The 18,831-nt window shown below is 44.8% G+C and carries 15 protein-coding genes and 1 tRNA gene; 4 read left to right on the top strand and 12 right to left on the bottom strand.

Annotated features, from left to right (window positions below; translation table 11 throughout):
* Positions 1-169 precede the first annotated feature (169 nt).
* The 3 genes from mutY to mltC all read left to right on the top strand — a co-directional run bounded on the left by mutY (position 170) and on the right by mltC (position 2,687).
* Positions 170-1,225: an A/G-specific adenine glycosylase gene (gene mutY / locus AACU55_RS03765; protein WP_205960145.1), complete on the top strand. Its 1,056-nt coding sequence runs from the start codon at positions 170-172 to the stop codon at positions 1,223-1,225.
* A 33-nt stretch (positions 1,226-1,258) separates the two neighbouring features.
* Positions 1,259-1,531, top strand: coding sequence for an oxidative damage protection protein (locus AACU55_RS03770; RefSeq protein WP_013576841.1), 273 nt, complete (start codon positions 1,259-1,261; stop codon positions 1,529-1,531).
* A gap of 76 nt (positions 1,532-1,607) precedes the next feature.
* Positions 1,608-2,687, top strand: coding sequence for a membrane-bound lytic murein transglycosylase MltC (gene mltC / locus AACU55_RS03775; RefSeq protein ID WP_134706677.1), 1,080 nt, complete (start codon positions 1,608-1,610; stop codon positions 2,685-2,687).
* Positions 2,688-2,735: 48 nt separating this feature from the next.
* Here the strand turns inward: mltC and AACU55_RS03780 are convergent, their stop codons facing one another.
* From AACU55_RS03780 to speF, 12 genes are all read right to left on the bottom strand, one after another.
* Positions 2,736-3,869: a glycosyltransferase family 4 protein gene (locus tag AACU55_RS03780; protein WP_134706678.1), complete on the bottom strand. Its 1,134-nt coding sequence runs from the start codon at positions 3,867-3,869 to the stop codon at positions 2,736-2,738.
* 41 nt (positions 3,870-3,910) lie between these two features.
* On the bottom strand, positions 3,911-4,915 hold the full coding sequence (locus AACU55_RS03785; protein WP_134706679.1) for a right-handed parallel beta-helix repeat-containing protein: 1,005 nt from the start codon (positions 4,913-4,915) through the stop codon (positions 3,911-3,913).
* 1 nt (position 4,916) lies between these two features.
* Positions 4,917-6,101, bottom strand: coding sequence for a glycosyltransferase (locus tag AACU55_RS03790; RefSeq protein ID WP_013576845.1), 1,185 nt, complete (start codon positions 6,099-6,101; stop codon positions 4,917-4,919).
* On the bottom strand, positions 6,098-6,679 hold the full coding sequence (locus AACU55_RS03795) for an acyltransferase (RefSeq protein WP_134706680.1): 582 nt from the start codon (positions 6,677-6,679) through the stop codon (positions 6,098-6,100). The genes AACU55_RS03790 and AACU55_RS03795 overlap by 4 nt, the downstream gene beginning before the upstream one ends.
* Complete coding sequence (locus AACU55_RS03800; RefSeq protein ID WP_134706681.1) at positions 6,672-7,757, bottom strand: glycosyltransferase; 1,086 nt, start codon at positions 7,755-7,757, stop codon at positions 6,672-6,674. The genes AACU55_RS03795 and AACU55_RS03800 overlap by 8 nt, the downstream gene beginning before the upstream one ends.
* Positions 7,744-8,967: a hypothetical protein gene (locus AACU55_RS03805; protein ID WP_134706682.1), complete on the bottom strand. Its 1,224-nt coding sequence runs from the start codon at positions 8,965-8,967 to the stop codon at positions 7,744-7,746. Before AACU55_RS03805 ends, AACU55_RS03800 begins: the two co-directional genes overlap by 14 nt.
* Before the next feature lie 7 nt (positions 8,968-8,974).
* Positions 8,975-10,192 (bottom strand): oligosaccharide flippase family protein, encoded by a 1,218-nt coding sequence (locus tag AACU55_RS03810; protein WP_134706683.1) that lies wholly within the window; start codon positions 10,190-10,192, stop codon positions 8,975-8,977.
* Positions 10,193-10,295: 103 nt separating this feature from the next.
* Positions 10,296-12,446 carry a polysaccharide biosynthesis tyrosine autokinase gene (locus AACU55_RS03815; RefSeq protein ID WP_134706684.1) on the bottom strand — a complete coding sequence of 717 codons (2,151 nt, stop codon included), beginning with the start codon at positions 12,444-12,446 and terminating at the stop codon, positions 10,296-10,298.
* Positions 12,443-12,892, bottom strand: a complete 450-nt coding sequence (locus AACU55_RS03820; RefSeq protein WP_081925130.1) for a low molecular weight protein-tyrosine-phosphatase — start codon at positions 12,890-12,892, stop codon at positions 12,443-12,445. The genes AACU55_RS03815 and AACU55_RS03820 overlap by 4 nt, the downstream gene beginning before the upstream one ends.
* Before the next feature lie 6 nt (positions 12,893-12,898).
* Entirely contained in the window at positions 12,899-14,029 is a 1,131-nt protein-coding gene (locus AACU55_RS03825; protein WP_134706685.1) for a polysaccharide export protein, read from the bottom strand.
* 311 nt (positions 14,030-14,340) lie between these two features.
* Positions 14,341-15,435 carry a UDP-N-acetylglucosamine--undecaprenyl-phosphate N-acetylglucosaminephosphotransferase gene (gene wecA / locus AACU55_RS03830; RefSeq protein WP_240785677.1) on the bottom strand — a complete coding sequence of 365 codons (1,095 nt, stop codon included), beginning with the start codon at positions 15,433-15,435 and terminating at the stop codon, positions 14,341-14,343.
* Positions 15,436-15,776: 341 nt separating this feature from the next.
* Positions 15,777-17,939 (bottom strand): ornithine decarboxylase SpeF, encoded by a 2,163-nt coding sequence (gene speF, locus AACU55_RS03835; RefSeq protein ID WP_037033294.1) that lies wholly within the window; start codon positions 17,937-17,939, stop codon positions 15,777-15,779.
* Between the two features lie 706 nt (positions 17,940-18,645).
* On the opposite strand from speF, the gene AACU55_RS03840 reads away from it, so the two are divergent.
* Positions 18,646-18,721 (top strand) — tRNA-Phe (locus AACU55_RS03840).
* The last annotated feature ends 110 nt before the right edge of the window (positions 18,722-18,831 follow it).

An 18,831-nucleotide genomic window follows, 5' to 3' on the forward strand; every position in this document is an offset into this window, starting at 1 on the left:
AGGCGCATTATCCAAACTTACTCCCGATTAGCAAGGTTTGACGGCAGGAAATCCGTCAATACAGTGCGGAAAGTTCCGGTTTACAGCCAGACGGGAACTGTGATGTGATCAGCCCCGTCTTTTAACCCTGCCGGACTGTAATTCACCCATGATGGAAACCCCTGGTTTTATGGAAGCAAAAAGTTTTTCGCCGCTGGTGCTCGACTGGTATCAGCGCTATGGCCGCAAAACGCTGCCCTGGCAAATCGCAAAAACCCCCTATAAAGTCTGGCTTTCTGAAGTGATGTTGCAGCAAACGCAGGTAGCGACTGTCATCCCGTATTTTGAACGCTTTATGGAACGTTTCCCGACGGTGTCTGATCTCGCCGCCGCGCCACTCGATGAAGTACTGCATCTGTGGACCGGGCTGGGTTACTACGCCCGCGCACGAAACCTGCATAAAGCGGCGCAAACTATCGTCAGCCAGCACAGCGGCGTATTTCCAACAACCTTTGATGAAATTCTTGCGCTGCCCGGCATTGGCCGTTCCACAGCGGGTGCCGTTTTGTCGCTGGCACTGAATCAGCATTACCCCATTTTGGACGGCAATGTGAAACGCGTGCTGGCCCGCTGCTACGCCGTTGACGGCTGGCCGGGCGAGAAGAAAACCGAAAATAAACTGTGGGCGATCAGTGAGGACGTCACACCTGCCGAAGGGGTCGCGCAGTTTAATCAGGCAATGATGGATCTGGGTGCGATGGTGTGTACCCGCAGTAAGCCGAAATGCGAGCTATGTCCGGTGAAGTCAGGCTGTGAAGCCTATGCATATCACAGCTGGGCAAAATATCCGGGGAAAAAACCCAAGACGACGTTACCGGAAAAAACGGCCTTTATGCTGATGATCCAGCAGGAGGATAAAGTCTGGCTGGAGCAGCGTCCGTCCGTCGGCCTGTGGGGCGGATTGTTCTGCTTCCCGCAATATTCGACCGAAGACGAACTCACGCTGGGGCTGCAAAAATACGGTGTTACGCAAAATGCGTTGCAGCAGCAGACCGCCTTTCGTCACACTTTCAGCCATTTCCATCTGGATATCGTCCCGATGTGGTTAAATCTGCGTTCTCCGGCAGGTTGCATGGATGAAGGTGCGGGTCTCTGGTATAACTTAGCGCAACCACAATCCGTCGGGCTGGCTGCGCCGGTTGAACGTCTGCTGATGCAATTAGCAAAACAGACCGCTGGCAAATAACCGCCCCAAAAGAACGATCGATAAGGAATTAGCATGAGCAGAACGATTTTTTGCACCTTTCTCAAGCGCGATGCCGAAGGGCAAGACTTCCAGCTGTACCCTGGCGAGATTGGCAAACGTATTTTCAATGAAATTTCCAAAGAAGCCTGGTCACAGTGGATGGCCAAACAGACCATGCTGATCAACGAAAAGAAACTCAGCATGATGAACCCGGATGACCGTAAATTGCTGGAACAGGAAATGGTGAATTTTCTGTTTGAAGGTCAGGACGTTCATATCGAAGGCTACACCCCGCCATCAAAATAATCATTTGTAACAATGGTTGAAACATTAAGGCAGGCGCTCCGGGCGCCTGCTTCTTTCAGCAGAAACGGCTTGTAAGATGAAGAAAATTTTAGCTTTGCTGATTATCGCGCCAATGTTGATCTCCTGCTCCGGCAGTAAGAAAAACCAGTTCAACGAAGCTTATGTGAAAGATACCAACGGATTCGATATTTTGATGGGGCAGTTCGCCCATAACATCGAAAACATCTGGGGCATAAATGAAGTGCTGATCGCGGGTCCGAAAGACTACGTGAAATATAGCGATCAGTATTACACCCGCAGCCACATCAACTTTGATGCGGGTACCATCACCCTCGAAACCATTTCAGGCACCGATCCGGCCGCAAGCCTGCGTAAGGCAATTATCAGCACCTTACTGGTGGGCGATGATCCGGGTAACGTTGATCTCTATTCAGACATCAACGATATCCAGATCAGCCGTGAACCGATGTTGTACGGTCAGGTTCTCGACAACACCGGTCAGCCAATCCGCTGGGAAGGCCGCGCAGCCAGCTTTGCCGACTATCTGATCCAGAACAAGCTGATGCGTCGTCAGTCCGGTCTGCACGTGATTTATTCCGTGACGATTCAGATGGTGCCAAACCACCTGAATCAGCGTGCGCATAAATACCTGCCGATGATCCGGGAAGCTTCCGCGAAATATGGTGTCGATCAGTCGCTGATACTGGCGATCATGCAAACAGAATCGGCCTTTAACCCGTATGCGGTCAGTAATGCTGATGCGCTGGGTCTGATGCAGGTTGTGCAGCACACCGCAGGCGTAGATGTGTTCAAATCCGAAGGGAAATGGGGCAAGCCGAGTCGCAGCTATCTGTTTGATCCGCAGAACAATATTAATACCGGCACCGCGTATCTGGCGATGTTGCAAAACGTGTATCTGGGGAATATCAGCAACCCGACATCGCGTCGTTATGCGGTGATTACTGCTTATAATGGTGGGGCGGGCAGCGTGTTGCGCGTGTTCTCAAGTAATAAAACTCAGGCGTTTAACATCATCAACAATATGTCACCGGGCGATGTCTACACCACCCTGACGACCAAACATCCGTCCGGGGAATCGCGCCGCTATCTGTATAAAGTGAACAATACTCAGCGCAGCTATCGCCGCGTGGATTAACATTTTGTCAGCAAATAGCCCTGAAGCGGAGGCAGAATAGCCGCCGTTTCAGGGCAAGACTTGTTCGATCGCCTTCAGATAACGGGAAATAACGATCTTTTCATCGAACTCCCTGACCATCTTTTTCCGACTCTCATTGCCCATTTCCAGACGTTGCACATGAGTCATATTAATGAGCCGTTCCATCGCCCGCGTTAAGCAGTCCGTATCTTGCCGCTCACACAGAAAGCCATTTATCCCGTCATCTACCGTATCCTGACAGCCAATATTACGGGTGGTAATCAGCGGCTTTCCCATCGCTCCGGCTTCAAGTAATGATTTCGGCACGCCTTCACGATAAAAAGAAGGCAGCACAATACAATCAACCTGCGCGATTTCCTGCTCAACATTATCGGATGTCCCCAGATATAGAATATTACCTTCCTCAATCCAGGCGGCCATACGCTCAGTCTTCACCGCTGCCGGATTGCTAACATCCAGAAATCCCAACAAGCGAAATTCGCAGCGTTGACCATGACGCTTCTTGAGTTTACGTGCGGCTTCAACATAATGCTCAACCCCTTTGGAATAAAGCATGCGTGCAATCAGGGTGAAACGCACGACATCGTCGTCGGGTGCTGGTGTCACATTAAAACGAACCAGATCAACCCCAGAACCCGGTAAACGTTCGGTATGTAAGTAATCAGGCAGCATTTCAGTCAGGAATAATTCGCGGTCACCCTCATTTTGGAAAAATATTTTGGCCGCGTAGCGCTGGCTGAACCGATACAGGTGCTGACAGATTACCCTTACCATCCCTTTGCTCATGAAAACACTGCCCAGTCCGGCGATATTATTAATGGCTGGAATATTCAATACCTTTGCTGCGAGCGTAAAGTAGATATTATTTTTAGGTGTAAAATTCAGAATGACATCCACTTTTTCTTTACGTAACACATACCAGGACGAAAGCAGAGTAATAGAATCTTTAATAATGCTAGTCCCACCAGAGTCTATTTTCACTGAAACGGTTTTACATCCCAGTTCAGCAAGCCGGTGAGTATATTCATCCACAGGTGAGATGGCTATAACCTGATAGCCACTCTCTAACAGCGCAAGAATAGTATTTTTACGAAAATTATAAAGATACCAACTGGTGTTGGCGGTGATTGCGATGGTGTTTTTCTTATCGATTCCGTTCAAAATTATAGTTCCTTTTTGTGGCAGAAAATAACTTTCAACTCTTATTGCAATACATCCTGATTTATCCTTAAAGATTTCCAGCATGAATCAGAATACTTTTCTATTGCAGGAAGATTGTTACCTGTCGCAGCATTGACATTACAAATGCTGTAATCTCCTTTACTTGCAGATGAACTCCGATTATCAAAAATGTGAAAATTATTATTAACCTGAATTTTAGGAATTGCCGATTTGATGAGAATACCTCTGACAACCTTGTCGAAGATATTACCTTTGATCGTGACGTTATCAGGAACAGTCCCTCCCGCATGCCTCAGGCTTATCACAATAGCAGCCATTCCATGCACATCAGTGAAATGATTACGACTGATCATAATGTTATAAATGCGCTGAAGCGAAGTGTTAGGTTCCAGATCAATGCTGCCTGGCATTCCTTTACGGGAAATACGGGTAAAGCGATTTCCATCAATAAGGATATCATGCCCGTCAATAATACTAATGCCATTACGGTTACTGAAGTTAACGCCGTCAAAGATGACGTTTCTTATCACAATATGGTGGTTTGAAACAACATTCCCCTGCCCGACATAAACTCCATCGCCACGAAACCCTGTGAGGTTTAAATTTGAAAGCGTAACATCGTGCGCATTGAATATACTGATCAGAGGATTATGTTCTGCGAAGCCGTTTTTTTCTGCGCCGCCAATAAAAGAAACCCCCGAAATTTGCACATTACTGACAGCCCTTGTGCTATCGCCCGAAGAAATATTTATCACGCCAACAGTATCCGGTAAGGTAAAAGTCTGCTGAATTTGCGCACCTTTTTCACCGGAAAGCGAGGTATTGCTGTCAATGAAGAGAGGATGACTGAGGAAACAGCCAGGGTGAATTATTTTAATCTGCGTATTTTTTATTTCCCTCTCTCTAAAAAAGTGATAAATGTCAGGCGTAATCAGGCAGTCAATGATGACTGTCTCAGCCCGACATAAAGAGCCGCTCATCAGCACTATCAGTACGACGCAACAAAAACAAAGAGGATGTTGCACCCTAAGCGCTCCTGCGGGAAAGCAAATAATCTTTATAGTGGCTGAAGAAATCAAAGCGAATTCTTTCTAATAACTCAGGTTGATAAAAACGCGCCTTATTAAACGAGTAGTGCGCCATCATTAACATTTCATGACGGTTATTCAGTAATTTCTCAATGTTTTTTGCCAACCCATTGGCATCATCGGGCTTATGCAAATATTCGCTTTGACATAACTCAGGCATTCCTCCGGCAGAACTGGTGATCACGGGGCAGGCTCGCGACATGGCCTCTATCACAGCCCGTGGCAACCCTTCCTGATTACTCGGCTGCACATAGAGATCGACAGTATCAAGAAATGAAAAAATGTCTTTCCCCGGCGTCCTTGGTCCGGAGAAAATAATATTGTCACGCAGGGATAATTCATCAATCATTTTAATATTCTTGAATTTACTTCCCGCACCCGTGATTTCAAGAACGATCGAAAAACCTCTTTTTTTTAGCCGATAAATTGCTTGATAAAGGGTATTAAAACCTTTGTGTGGACTGTCAAGAGAAGCAATCATACCTATTTTGAAAGGCCCGCTGGAAGACGCAGTGATTTTATGCAGCCTTTGATTAAGAACATAAGCCGAAGTCGGCAATAATTCTACGTTAGAAGCAGACACTACATGATGTCTGTTGGGATAGCGTTTTTGCAAAAAACTGCCTGTCACATAAATAGCACCCCAGGCTTTTTTAATCGCCTGCTTCACTCGCCAGGTTAATACCGGGGCATAGAGTAATCCTTTCAATGAGCCGTATCCGACCATCGCATCCCAGGGGCATGCGACCACCTCAACGACATAAGGAATATTCATCTGCCGCGCAAGCTTTGCGGTAATAAGACCTGTTTCGCTGGGTAACCTGATCACAACGCCATCACAGCCCCTGAGAGCCTCTTTAATTGCGATGACATTTTTACGGGAGGGTAATAACACAGACTTCAAAGAGGAATGATTTTCTATTTTTTTGAAAACCATTCCGTTGCCGCTGGCCAGAGTCCAGTGCGGCGAAAATGAGGAATCACTTTTATAACGGGATAAAACTATTATTTCATCAAAATGATGCAAATACCGGGCAAAAGCAGAATAAGGAAGTTTACCAGGAGAATATACTTTCTCATCGTGATGAATAAAATAGTGGTCATGCGCAAAAACCATTTTCATGGTAATTCCTTAACTTTCATTGCAGGGGATCCAGCATACACCCCCGCAGTCAGGTGTTTTTTGGTAACAGAATTCGCCGCTACCACGACGTCAGAATCAATGACCGAACCCGCGAGGATCCTTACTCCGCATCCCACCCATACATTTGAAGCAATACAAACATTTCTCAGGTCGAGCGACTGATATTTAAAGGGCTGTCCGCACAATTCGTAACGATGTTCAAAGGAGATGATCGAAACAGAATGTGCAAACGATACATCACTGCCCACAGAAATATTTCCGGCAGCATCAACATAAGCGCGTTCATGAAAGCTGATATTACTACCCAGTGAGAGGTTTTGCGGATTTTTGAATACGCACCATCGTGCGATATAGACATTCTCTCCGCACGTTTTTACCAGCGTACGAATAAGAATATAACGGATCCCTACCCCGATTCTTCCGGGAAAACCGGAGAAGACATCCAGAAGATAAGCGCGGAAAATTTGCGGTAAAAGAGACGTTATGGCACATAAAACGAGAATAACTCCCCGCCAGCGACGAAAAGACGCACGGCCAGTTTTAATATTTTCAGGCATATAACCTCAATATTTCTGTCGCATTCTGCCCGATTGAAAAACGGCCTGTTATAACATCAGTATTAATTTTTCTCGTTGCTGACTGAGTCATCAATACATCAATCTCTGACGTCCATGCGCAGAGATCGCTGAGTGACTGATGGGAAATACGCTCAGTCACATCAATAAGCCGCGGAACGTGCAAGGACGCGATGACCGGTAATCCGGCAGCCTGAGCTTCAATAGCCGCAAGCCCGAGACCTTCGTGCAGCGACGGGAACAGGAACACATCCATAACATCGCGTAAAATTAACAATGCATCGTTTCTTGCGCCGGTCAGGATAACTTTGTCAGCGAGACCCCGCTCAACGGCTCTTTTGTGTAAGTCTTTTCGCAAACTTCCTTCACCGACAATCAGTAAACACACATCTTGATCCCGGTATTGCGACAGTATTTCAAGCAGGAATTTGTGATTTTTGACGGATTCCATTCGCCCGACGGTTCCCAATACGAACGTGCTTTCAGCAATGCCCAGATCATGTTTAAGGCTGGTGGGAGCAGCAGACACAAGACGATGGAAATCTTTACCACAGGGAATAATATTGACCACAGGCGCCCCTGTTTTATAGTGGCAACGCGCTGAATCTTCACTTACCGCGACGCAACAGGTTGAATAACGCTTAGCCAGGAAAATTTTGAAACTGATTTCAACGCGTTTTATCGGACCAGAATTTTGGTAGTGCAGCGTTCGATCTGAATGAGCATGAGAAATAATCCGTGCTATTCCACACTTTTTAGCAATGTACGCCACGAGACCATTATTGAAGCTGACATGACTATGACAGACGTCATATTTGTTCTTCCTGAAAACGGAGAATAAGGCAGCCAGGTATTTCAGCGGTTTTTTATAAGAAGGAATATGTATTATTTTGCAATCCATAGCTAATAAAGCATCTTCGTAAAACCCTTTATGGGACTTATCGACGATAAAGGTGTGTTGAATACTTCCTGAGGTTTCTATCGCAAAATCAAAAAGCCAGCTTTCAATCCCACCGATATCCAATTGACCTAACAGGTGTACAACTTTAATTTTCTTCATCTGATGTCCCTGAGGCATAGGTTCTTAAATAAAGGAGTATGGAGAAAATAACCAGTGGCATAATTAGCAATTGTTTTCTGAAAACGGCATCCCCCATGCTTCCAAAAGTATAATCGGTACGGATAGCGTAGAACCCAACCAACGTCATTACGGCAGAATAAATCAGGACACACATAAGCGATGACATCAGTCTGGAGTCCAAAATGAGTGTGGTATATTTTATTGTCCTGATAAGCACAAAAACTATAGTCACAATAACACAGAGCGCAGGTAGTAATGTAAACCCTTCATAATTCATCCACTGCGCAGGGTTAGGGGCCATATACATAAAAGCAAAAATCATTGGCCAGTTAATAATCAGCAGAATAGATTTGAAAAATGCAGCCAGCATGAGAATAAAAAAAGCCCCTAACGTGATGAACTTCATTGCCCGGTAATATTCCAGAGTAAAAACCACATACAGAAGTGCCGTTACGGGAGAATAAGGTCGGAGCAGGAAACAATAGCCAGCCAGCATCAGTATCACAACGGCCTTGAATAATCGCATCACTTTCCCCTGCGTCTTACAAAAATCGACTAACGCCAAAGCCAGAAGGATTGTCAGAAAGAGAATGAATATATCTTTACCAAAAACTGAAGAGAAATAATTAAACGTCGGAGAAACAATAATCAGGGATATCAGAACACAGCGAAAATCAACTGAACTCACATTAGAAAACAATCGACTCATTGCCGCGATGCTCATCAATTTAAACATAAAATTGAAAATAACAATATAAAATGGATCTTTGGCAGGCATCAAACTATAAAATATATGAACTGGCACCCCGAAAATAAAGAAAGATCCCGGACCTTCAGTCATGCCGTTCTCATGCATTGCGGCCATTCTCGCCACAGTACCGGATAAAATTTCACTCAGCGAATTATTTGACAGTAAAAAATTATAATATCGTACGGCATCTATTCCTGGGAAAATATTAAAAACATTAATACAATAAAAAGTATAGATAGCAGAAAATAATAATGCCGCAATGATCAAATAATTATACCGGGCCCCAGGAATGGTAATCGCGGGAATGCTCAACGCGGTCAAAGTAAAAATCACCCCGCCTGCAGCATCACGGGCATCAAAAATAAGATGTGTTATACACACAGAAGTGAGCATCATCAAACAAAGGTAAATAACACCACGTTTAAAATCAATATTCACTGTTACCTCACTGGTCGCTTTCTGTAACAGGCCTGAACACAGTTATATACATCAGCAAAGCAACAAAACTATTTGAGAAAAACAATACCCATGGTACAGAAAACACATTCATAAACTTACAGACCAAGAATAATATGACACAATGAATAACCCCACCCGTAAAAGTACAATAAGAAATTGCTTTACTCTTCCCATAAAAAAAACAAGTCGATGCCATAATCAGATAGAACCCCTGCGATAAAAATGCAGGAACCATAATGACTACAAATCGTTTAACGTCCTTATACTCCTCACCCGCCACCAGATTGTATATTCCCTCGGGAATTAACTGTGCCAAAATGGTTACCAGTGTGCTCAGAAAAAAATACCCAACGAAGATCAGCGTAAAGTGTTTACGGCTGATTTTATTATTTTTCAACTGACTGTACAGGTGAGGTGTTAATGCTTTATTCAGGGCCATCAGCACCACAGTAATAATTACGCTTAACTGAAATGATGCAGAGTAATTTCCCAGCGTGGAGCTGGAAAAATAGTTACTGATCATAATCCTGTCCAGTCCTGACCGGGCCAGAAAGCTCATATTATGAATAATGAGTGGAATACCAAAAAGTAGCAATTGTGATGATGTTTTTTTAACGGTATCAAAACAAAAATCGGCCTGCTTCAGCCAGTTTCTGTTGGACCATGAAGAAATAAATATTGAAATCAGGAAACCAAGAATAATCGCGTAAACCCTGATTTCATAGCTCACCTTAAAACAGTACAGGAACAATAATGTGATAACGAATGACATTGCTGCATTAAGGACTTGAGCAGTCATGTATTTCTTCGCTTCTTTCCTGGACTGATTAATCGATACTAGGTTTGTATAAATACATTGAAAATATCCCGCAATCGCGGCAAGAATAATTATATCACTCGGATAAAAAGCATATACCCCAGCAACGCAAAGGATAAAGGCAACGGATGATATAATGACAGAGGAGAAGAAATAGTCTGCCGAGTTGTAATCTTCTTGCGTATATTCGTACTTAATTATTGCGGCAGATGCGTTTAGTCCAATGAAGACAAAGAAGACCGCGACATAGGCATTAAATAAGGATATTTTCCCATACTGCTCAGGGCCTAAAGCACGTGAGAGAACAGGGAGAAGAAGGAAGGGGAAGATTTTTACAATCAGTTCCCCGCCGACATACATAATACTATCACTGAATATCTTTCTCATTATTTTTCACTAACTGGCATGATAAGCATCGTGATTCAGTCTTGATTGTCAAAAATAAGAATCTCTGTTAACCCCTGCAATATCAAAACTCAGTGGTAAACTCTCATGTTTCAGGCGAATGATATTCATATATTTCTTTTTTCCCATAGTTATAAAATCCTGAAGGTTTATTAACTACGGCGTTGAGTATCACTCCATTAATATCAATATTATTTCTGTTAAATACTCTGATTGCGGATTCTATTTCACGCACTGTGCTCTGCTCAAATTTAGCGACCAGCATAGAAATACCTGCGTACCTACCTATAATAACGGCATCGCTTACCGCAAGGACTGGTGGCGCATCAAGTATGACGAAATCATAATTGTCTGAGGCCCAATGAATAAGATCGTGATACTGCTTACGCAGCAAAAGCTCTGAAGGGTTTTTTGACCACTTCCCGCGAGTGATAATATCCAGTCCGGGGATTTTAGTACTCTGAACAGCTTCCTGACACGTGATTGAACCCGTAATCGCATCGGTTAACCCGACGTTCTTAACATCGAAGATCCGATGCGCATATCCTTTTCGCATATCACAGTCAATATATAAGACCCGCTTGTCAGCCTGACTCACCACCACTGCAAGGTTGGAGCTGATGAATGTTTTCCCTACCTCCGGAGTGGCACCGGAGATCATCAACACATTTGAACGAGCTTCCATCATCGAGAAATACAAACTGGTTCTTAAATTCCTCAGAGCTTCTATCGCAATATCTGATGCTTTTTCAAGTGCTAACAAACTAACAGGCCGAGTATCACTCATAGAATGAGAATAGTGATCATTCCTCCACTCTGACAGAGGCACATTTGAAACGACATTAAGACCGATATCTTCAAGTATTTCTGCGGAGTCGATACCCTGCTGTAATGAGACCTGTGCCAGTATAAATCCAACTGATGAAATCAATCCTAGGCAAGCAAAGATAAATATTATCAGGACTTTATCAGGCTTAACCGGTTTTAATCCTGTGACGGCACTGTCGATAATTCTGACAGAGCCAATAGTACTTGCCTGGCTGATTTTAAGTTCTTGCTGCTTATTCAACAACTGCATATAAACGAGCTGACCCGATTGGACATCACGCGTCAATCTGACGACTTCCTGCTGCGTCAGAGGCAAGGTGCTGACTTTTTCATTCAGATTTTTCTTTTCATCTTTCAGAACCTGGATTTTTTCAATCAATGCTAAATAAGCCGGATGTTGTGTTGTATATAATTTTGAAATTTCGGTTTCTTTAAGGATAAGCTGATTAATCTGACCATCGAGTTGCACCATGCTATCGAGCGTTGATTTTGCTTCCATCGGTAAATCTACGGAATTATTACGACTTCTGAAGGCGTTTAATTTCGTTTCCGCGTTCCCGAGATTGTTTTTTACCTGCGGAAGCTGACTCTTAATAAATTCCAGACTTTTCTCCGCTTCTTCCGCTTTTCGGTGAATACTTTGACGAGCATAGCAATCAATAATTGTCTGAAGGATGTTCTTAATTTGTTTACGATCCTTGCCATTGTAGCTAATAGTCAAAATACCGGTATCTTTGCCCTGATCGATGACGTTGACATTGGCTCGTAACTCCTCAATGACCTTGAGTGTTTCAACTTTGGTAACAGAAAACTTATCTCCCTTAAGAGCATGTATTTCGTTCACTTCAATACGAAATTCAGGAGTTTCCAGTGTCTTCCCTGCCATTCCTGATACGGTAGTACCGGACGGTGACGTTATCTGATACTCAGCGTCACTGAGAATTTCAAGAGTATAAGAACCTCCGATAACACCTCTGCGTGGCTCAAAGATATCCAGCGCGATCCGCGGTACTCCAGGCTGTGAATAACGTCGTATCGCCTCTCCAATGATGGGGAAACTGATAAAACGAACTTCAGTATCCAGATTCAGTTTAGCAACCGTTTCGCCAAGGATTGCCCGGGAGGTAACCAGTTGCATATCTGTCGCAGAAACAGGCGATTTCGCCGGCAATAATTGCGAGATATTACTCATCATGTCGATTTCGCCTGAGTGATCGACCTGAACTAAAGCGTCAGCACGATAAACCGGAGATGATAAAAAGGCATATAACAAACCGATAAAGACAAAAACAAACGTAATCACAATAATAATGTATCTTTTATCAATGATAGCGCCCATATTTTTACGTAAATCAAACTCGTCCGGGATACATTTATTTCCTGACTGACCCGTCATTTTTCCAATCATTTTAAACCCTGATAATTTAAAGCAGCTTTCCAGCCAGATACTGACTCTTTTATAAGAGAGAATATATAATCAAATGCTTCCATATCTTTTCCATAAGGATCGGGAATTTCTTTCCGCTGATTCCAGTGGCCCAGCAACATAATTTTCCCTCTGATTTCGGGTAAAGAATGAGTGATGGCATTGATATGCGTCCGCTCCATCACCAGAATAAGATCAAACTCCTTACCCCTTTCTGGTGTGAACGGCTTCGCCTTATGATTTTCCAGTGATATCCCGTGGCGTTCAGCCACCATTTTTGCCATGTGATCAGCCCTTTGTCCGTTAAGCGCAGACAAGCCTGCCGACTGTATATTTTTTTCAGGCAGACATTGTTTCATCAAGGCTTCGGCAATCGGTGAGCGACATATATTCCCCACACACACCACCAGGATAGAATTAAATATCACCTTTTCTTACCAGTTTCGAATATAACGGGCAGTTTCCGTCAGATCATGAACCCCGGTAATGGTTGGCAATAATTGTCCGATAATACGGTTCCATTTAGCCAGCGGAGCTGTCGTCACATAAACAATATCGTAAGGCTCAAGCTGGAATTCGGTTCCCAGCACCAGTGCCGTAGCATCGCTTGCATTCAACTGGTAGATGTTCGCTATTTTCTTTTTAGCATCCCCTTTCAAGGTTCTGATGACAAATACCCCTGTGGCATCCGACGTTAATGGATCCATGCCTTCAGCATTAGAGAGGGCTTCGGTCAGTGTCATGCCGCTACGATCCATGCGTAGTGTCGTTTGCTTTTTCACTTCGCCCATCACGAACACTTTCAGCTCGTCGTTTCTCGGGACATAAAGAATATCTCCCGGCTCAAGCAAACGGTTCTGCCGCATATCTCCATGCTTCATTAAAGACTGCAGTGAAATGAGGGATTTCTCGCCATTATGCGACAACACGATATTATTCCAGTCCGCATTTTCACTTAATCCCCCCGCCAGATTAATTGCGTCCATAATGGTCATGGGAACGTTAGTGACAGCTAACTGACCGGATTTTTGCACCTCACCGGTGACATAGACTTTCTGCGAGCGGAACGTCGCAACATTGACATCGACCTGCGGCGATTGAATATATTGGGTGAGCCTGGCGGTAATATCACGACGAATTTCAGAGGTCGTTTTGCCTGCCACGTTGACCATCCCTATGTAAGGGTAAAAAATGGCACCTTCGGCGTTAACCCAGTTCCCGGCATCGCCGGCACTTCGATACTGACCGGCAGGTGTCGTCAGTTCAGGATGATCCCATACCGTAATTGTTAATATATCGCCGATGCCAACATAGTACTGGTACTTGTTAACACGTGAATCAAGGTCGCTGTTGACTGTCGCAATGGCAGGGTGGCGAACAAGTGACTCCACCAGTTTAGGCGTGATGGGATAAATATCGACCATTGCATTAATATCCTGATAGGGGCCGTTTTCTTTCACGACATTTTTACCGGAAGTACTTAGACCGATACCAGGCGATAACGTACATCCACAAAGCGATACTACAAATATGATGAGTGGAATAGTAACAATCTTAACTTTCATAACGTTTTAACCGTTTATTTTCATGGGGAGTAGATTTAATGGTGTTGTTTTTTAGCAAAATATTCACAAGGAGTCTGGAGGGATATTGTCACTCAATTTAGGGATCGGTAAATATTGCGATAGCATTGAGTATTTTTTCACGCTACCGCCCATGGATGTTGTAGACATCCATTAGAATAATAAAATTGTTAATAAGACCTTTACAAAAAAAATGTAATATCAGCCAGTCTCCGCTTAAAAAAGCAGAATTTGATCATATCTATAAATTAGTATAAATGCCGACGACAATAACAGATCGTTTATCGTCGTGTTTATTGCACTGACATTTCTATGGTTTTATTATCATTCTCATCTCCCGGGGAGACTTCTGAATATTTTGTATGAATCACCAGCCAGTGACGAACAAAACAATAGGTGACAAAAATCAGGCAGAATATAAATAAAGACAGCAGTTCATTTACTTTAAGAATGTTTAATCCGATACCAAATGCATTCATCAAAAAAGAGCCAAGAAGAATAATACTGAGAGTTTTTTTATTGGAGAAACCATAATTTATGAGCAAGTGGTGCAGATGCGTTCTGTCTGGCTGGAAAGGAGAATGTCTTCGGATGAGACGCCCAAACATCACCGCAACCAGATCCATCAGTGGGACAGCGATCAACCAGATTGCAGTTGCAGGTGCCATCACGGCGTTATATTCCCCGGTGGCCAGCATGATAGCCCAGATAACCGTAAACCCAAGGAATGTACTCCCCGCATCTCCCATAAAAACTTTCAACCTGGAACAGCTGACATTCAGGAAAATGAAAGGAACAATTGCCGCAATAAAAAGCTGACAGTACAGCGCCATAGGCATTTTCCCTGCCACAGCAAAGCAGATTGCCAATCCCGTAAATGAAAGAATACTTAACCCGCCTAACAGCCCGTCAATTCCGTCTATCATATTGAAAGCATTAACTGATGCCCAGACAGCCAGTAATGAGACAGGGAAACTTAAGATCCCCAACCTAAGCTCGTAATTGTTCCACAAATTGCCGAAAGAGCTAATATATACGCCGTCAGACATAATGATAATTGCACCTGCCGCCTGAACAATCACGCGAAGAAATACTGAAAGAGCATAGCGATCGTCAAGAACACCGATACAAACCAGAAGGAAGCTACTCATCAGAAAAGCATTATTATGCGTAACGAAAGGGAAAAAAAGTAAATTCATTACCACCACCGTGAGATAGATAGCAATGCCGCCTACCAGCGGAATATTACTGCTGTGTTTTTTTCTGTAATCAGGCTTGTCGACCAGTTTTAATTTAATACTTACAGCCCTGGCTGCCAGTAAAAAAATAAAACAAATGATAGGGGTGACAAATAAAAATCCGTACATCCCGTTAACATCCTTTTCCATGGAGTTTTTATTTTAAACAGTTGAAGTAAGCTTGGCAATTTATAGGAATGGAAAGTAAAAAGCAACATCTGGAAACAAGTTTGATTTGAAAGTTGAGAGGAAGAACATGAAAATAACACGTACAAGTAATATCACACAAAGTATACAAAAAACGAATTATTTTCTGCAATTAATAACACAAACAAATAATCAAACGAACTAACAAAGACTATTTATATTAATGGCAATACTTGAAAAAACAAAACATTCACAAAGCATATTAATATAATAAATAATGCAGAGGCTATTGCCTCTGCATTATTTGAAAACCAGCAAGTGGATAATTTATTTATTACAGCAAATTACGCAGAAACCACATACCCCATCACGCGTTTCCAGCCGACCGTTTTTTTCTCAATATACACACCCTGCAATTCTGGGGAGAAACCCGGCAGCAGATTGATACCTTCTTCCAGCGCCATAAAATAGCGCTGAACCGCCCCGCCCCACAGTTCGCCCGGCACGACACATAGCACGCCAGGAGGATATGGCAGCGCGCCTTCCGCAGCGATACGGCCTTCGGCATCACCAATTGCCACCAGCTCGATGTTATCGCGGATAAACTCGTTATGCGCATCCTGCGCATTCATCACTACCTTCGGGAAACTCCTCTCACGGAACATCTCTTTCTGTAACTCTTTCACATCAAAGCTGACGTAGAGATTATGCATTTCCTGGCACAGCTGACGGATGGTGTAATTCCGGTAGCGGTCTTCGTTTTTGCGATACACCGTCGGCAGCACTTCGCTGAGCGGCGCATCTTCTTCGATGTATTGCTCAAACCGCACCAACTCTTCCACCAGCAACTGCATTTTGGCCGGTGTTTCCGCCGGGGTAAGCAGGAACAAAATCGAGTTCAGGTCACATTTCTCCGGCACGATGCCATTCTCGCGCAGATAGTTCGCCAGAATGGTCGCCGGTATGCCGAACTCCGTGTATTTACCGCTGGAAGCATCAATGCCCGGCGTAGTCAGCAGCAGCTTGCACGGATCAACGAAATACTGTTTTTCGGCATAACCGTCGAAGGCGTGCCAGCGTTCACCCGGCACAAAATCAAAGAAACGCACATCGTTGGCCATTTCATTGGTTTCATGATCCTGCCAGCGTTTGCCGCCGACGGTTGGGGGAACGAACGGTAAAATCATCGAGCACTGATCAAGCAGCATTTTGCGGGTTTCGATGCCGAGCTTCACGCACTCCATCCACATGTGTTTTCCGCTGCCACCGGCATGAATGCGCGCATTGACGTCAAGCGCGGCAAACAGCGGATAAAACGGGCTGGTCGAAGCATGCATCATAAACGCATTGTTGAGCTTTTTATGGCTGCAATGACGCTTCTGGCCTTTGATGTGATTGTCTTTTTTGTGGATCTGCGAGGTCTGTGAGAATCCGGCCTGCTGCTTATGTACCGACTGCGTAACGATAATGCCAGGGTCATTTTCGTTAAGCTCCAGCAGCAGCGGCGAGCATTCTTTCATCATCGGGATGAATTGCTCGTAACCGACCCACGCGGAATCAAACAGGATGTAATCACACAGATGACCGATTTTATCGACCACCTGACGCGCGTTGTACACGGTACCGTCATAAGTACCAAGCTGGATAATCGCCAGGCGGAACGGACGTTTTTCAGTCGCGCGATGTGGCGCCACTTCTTTGATTTGTGCTCGCAGATAAGTTTCATCGAAACAAGCCGCATCAATGCCGCCGATAAAACCGAACGGATTACGCGCTGTTTCGAGATAAACCGGCGTAGCGCCCGCCTGCAACAGCGCACCGTGATGGTTTGATTTGTGGTTGTTACGGTCGAACAGCACCAGGTCGTCGCGGGTCAGCAGCGCGTTGGTGACGACTTTATTGGCCGCAGACGTGCCGTTGAGCACGAAATACGTTTTATCCGCGCTGAAGACTTTAGCCGCATACTTTTGAGCATCTTTCGCTGAACCTTCGTGGATCAGTAAATCGCCCAGTTTGACGTCCGCATTGCACATGTCGGAGCGAAAAATATTCGGGCCATAGAAATCATAAAACTGGCGCCCTGCCGGATGACGACGGAAAAACTCGCCGCCCTGATGCCCCGGACAGGCAAAAGTGGCGTTCTCCATCTCGACATACTTTTTCAGCGTATCGAAAAACGGCGGGAATAAGGCTTCTTCATAAACCTGTGCGGCAGACTCAATCTGCGCGGCATAAAATGCCTGATTGGCGTCCGATAGCGTGATTACGCCTTTCAGCAACGGCAGAAACTCAGGTGAAACCTGCTCCGTCCCCTGCACCGCAACAAACGCGGGAATACCAAATCCCAGCGTTTCAATATCCGCCAGCCTGCCGTGGTTCAGGTCACCGACAGAAATAATGATGGCCGCAACGTCCGCGTAATCGGCGCGACGCAGGTCAACGACCAGACGTGCTGTCTGGAGATAAGGGGCGACGGAAGCGCTTGCTGCAAGTTTTAAGTGTTTCATTCAGGCTCTCAAACGGTTAAGTAAGAGGGTGTGCCAGGTGGCACGGCAATGAGCTGGCGCATACGTCATTAAAGGTATAGAGCGCAGAGTCCAGCCCGGCAAATGACGTTGGCTAAAGCGAGATATCGAGTGCAACAGAACAATGCCGGTATGGCAAAGTGGTGACAAATCGGGTTTCAGGCCAGGCCACGTCTGATAGACAACATTAAAATCAGAGAACTGCTCTGTTTTATTCTCTGTTTTTAATAATGCCTGACAGCGAGCAAACGGTAGCCTTACCGCATGAAAGAGACTACAAATGGAGGAAAACTGAAATCGTGGTGTTTACAGCACCCGGAGATCATCATCAGATTGTTTGTGCACTGACGAACAGTGCGATGTGATAAACCAGCCATGCCGCAACCCTCTTGAGCTGTCGCGTGAAAACGGGATCAGAGTTGTTTAATAAATCGGCGCAATAATGGCATCTTTTACCCCCCTGTTCAACCCTGAACATTGCGCGAATTTCTTACAGAATGCGACATAGATTACGCCCGGAATTTCCGCGCTTTTCGGGATTATTGCCGGGTACGAACGGGGTAAGCGGCCTGAACCCTAAGTTAAATCGTCAAATCGTCGTAAAAAGCATCAGTCGGTTGACGAACCCCGCGGTTGTCACAAAAAGCCGTTGACGGCACATGCCCGATACGGTTTAATGCGCCCCGTTGCCCGGATAGCTCAGTCGGTAGAGCAAGGGATTGAAAATCCCTGTGTCCTTGGTTCGATTCCGAGTCCGGGCACCATATTTAAAGAAACCCGCCTATGGCGGGTTTTTTGCTTTCAGAGATGCGGACTCTCCATCGAACTCCGTTCGATGACTCGCCTTGACAGGCTCGCCCTGCGGGCCAACGGC

This window comes from Rahnella sp. CJA17(1/100), from assembly GCF_963881615.1.
Classification (GTDB): domain Bacteria; phylum Pseudomonadota; class Gammaproteobacteria; order Enterobacterales; family Enterobacteriaceae; genus Rahnella; species Rahnella aceris.

Coding starts and splice junctions, on each gene's coding strand:
- mutY (WP_205960145.1), top strand. CDS start 170: ATGGAAGCAAAAAGTTTTTCGCCGCTGGTGCTCGACTGGTATCAGCGC.
- AACU55_RS03770 (WP_013576841.1), top strand. CDS start 1,259: ATGAGCAGAACGATTTTTTGCACCTTTCTCAAGCGCGATGCCGAAGGG.
- mltC (WP_134706677.1), top strand. CDS start 1,608: ATGAAGAAAATTTTAGCTTTGCTGATTATCGCGCCAATGTTGATCTCC.
- AACU55_RS03790 (WP_013576845.1), bottom strand. CDS start 6,101: ATGAAAATGGTTTTTGCGCATGACCACTATTTTATTCATCACGATGAG.
- AACU55_RS03795 (WP_134706680.1), bottom strand. CDS start 6,679: ATGCCTGAAAATATTAAAACTGGCCGTGCGTCTTTTCGTCGCTGGCGG.
- AACU55_RS03800 (WP_134706681.1), bottom strand. CDS start 7,757: ATGAAGAAAATTAAAGTTGTACACCTGTTAGGTCAATTGGATATCGGT.
- AACU55_RS03810 (WP_134706683.1), bottom strand. CDS start 10,192: ATGAGAAAGATATTCAGTGATAGTATTATGTATGTCGGCGGGGAACTG.
- AACU55_RS03815 (WP_134706684.1), bottom strand. CDS start 12,446: ATGATTGGAAAAATGACGGGTCAGTCAGGAAATAAATGTATCCCGGAC.
- AACU55_RS03825 (WP_134706685.1), bottom strand. CDS start 14,029: ATGAAAGTTAAGATTGTTACTATTCCACTCATCATATTTGTAGTATCG.
- wecA (WP_240785677.1), bottom strand. CDS start 15,435: ATGGAAAAGGATGTTAACGGGATGTACGGATTTTTATTTGTCACCCCT.
- speF (WP_037033294.1), bottom strand. CDS start 17,939: ATGAAACACTTAAAACTTGCAGCAAGCGCTTCCGTCGCCCCTTATCTC.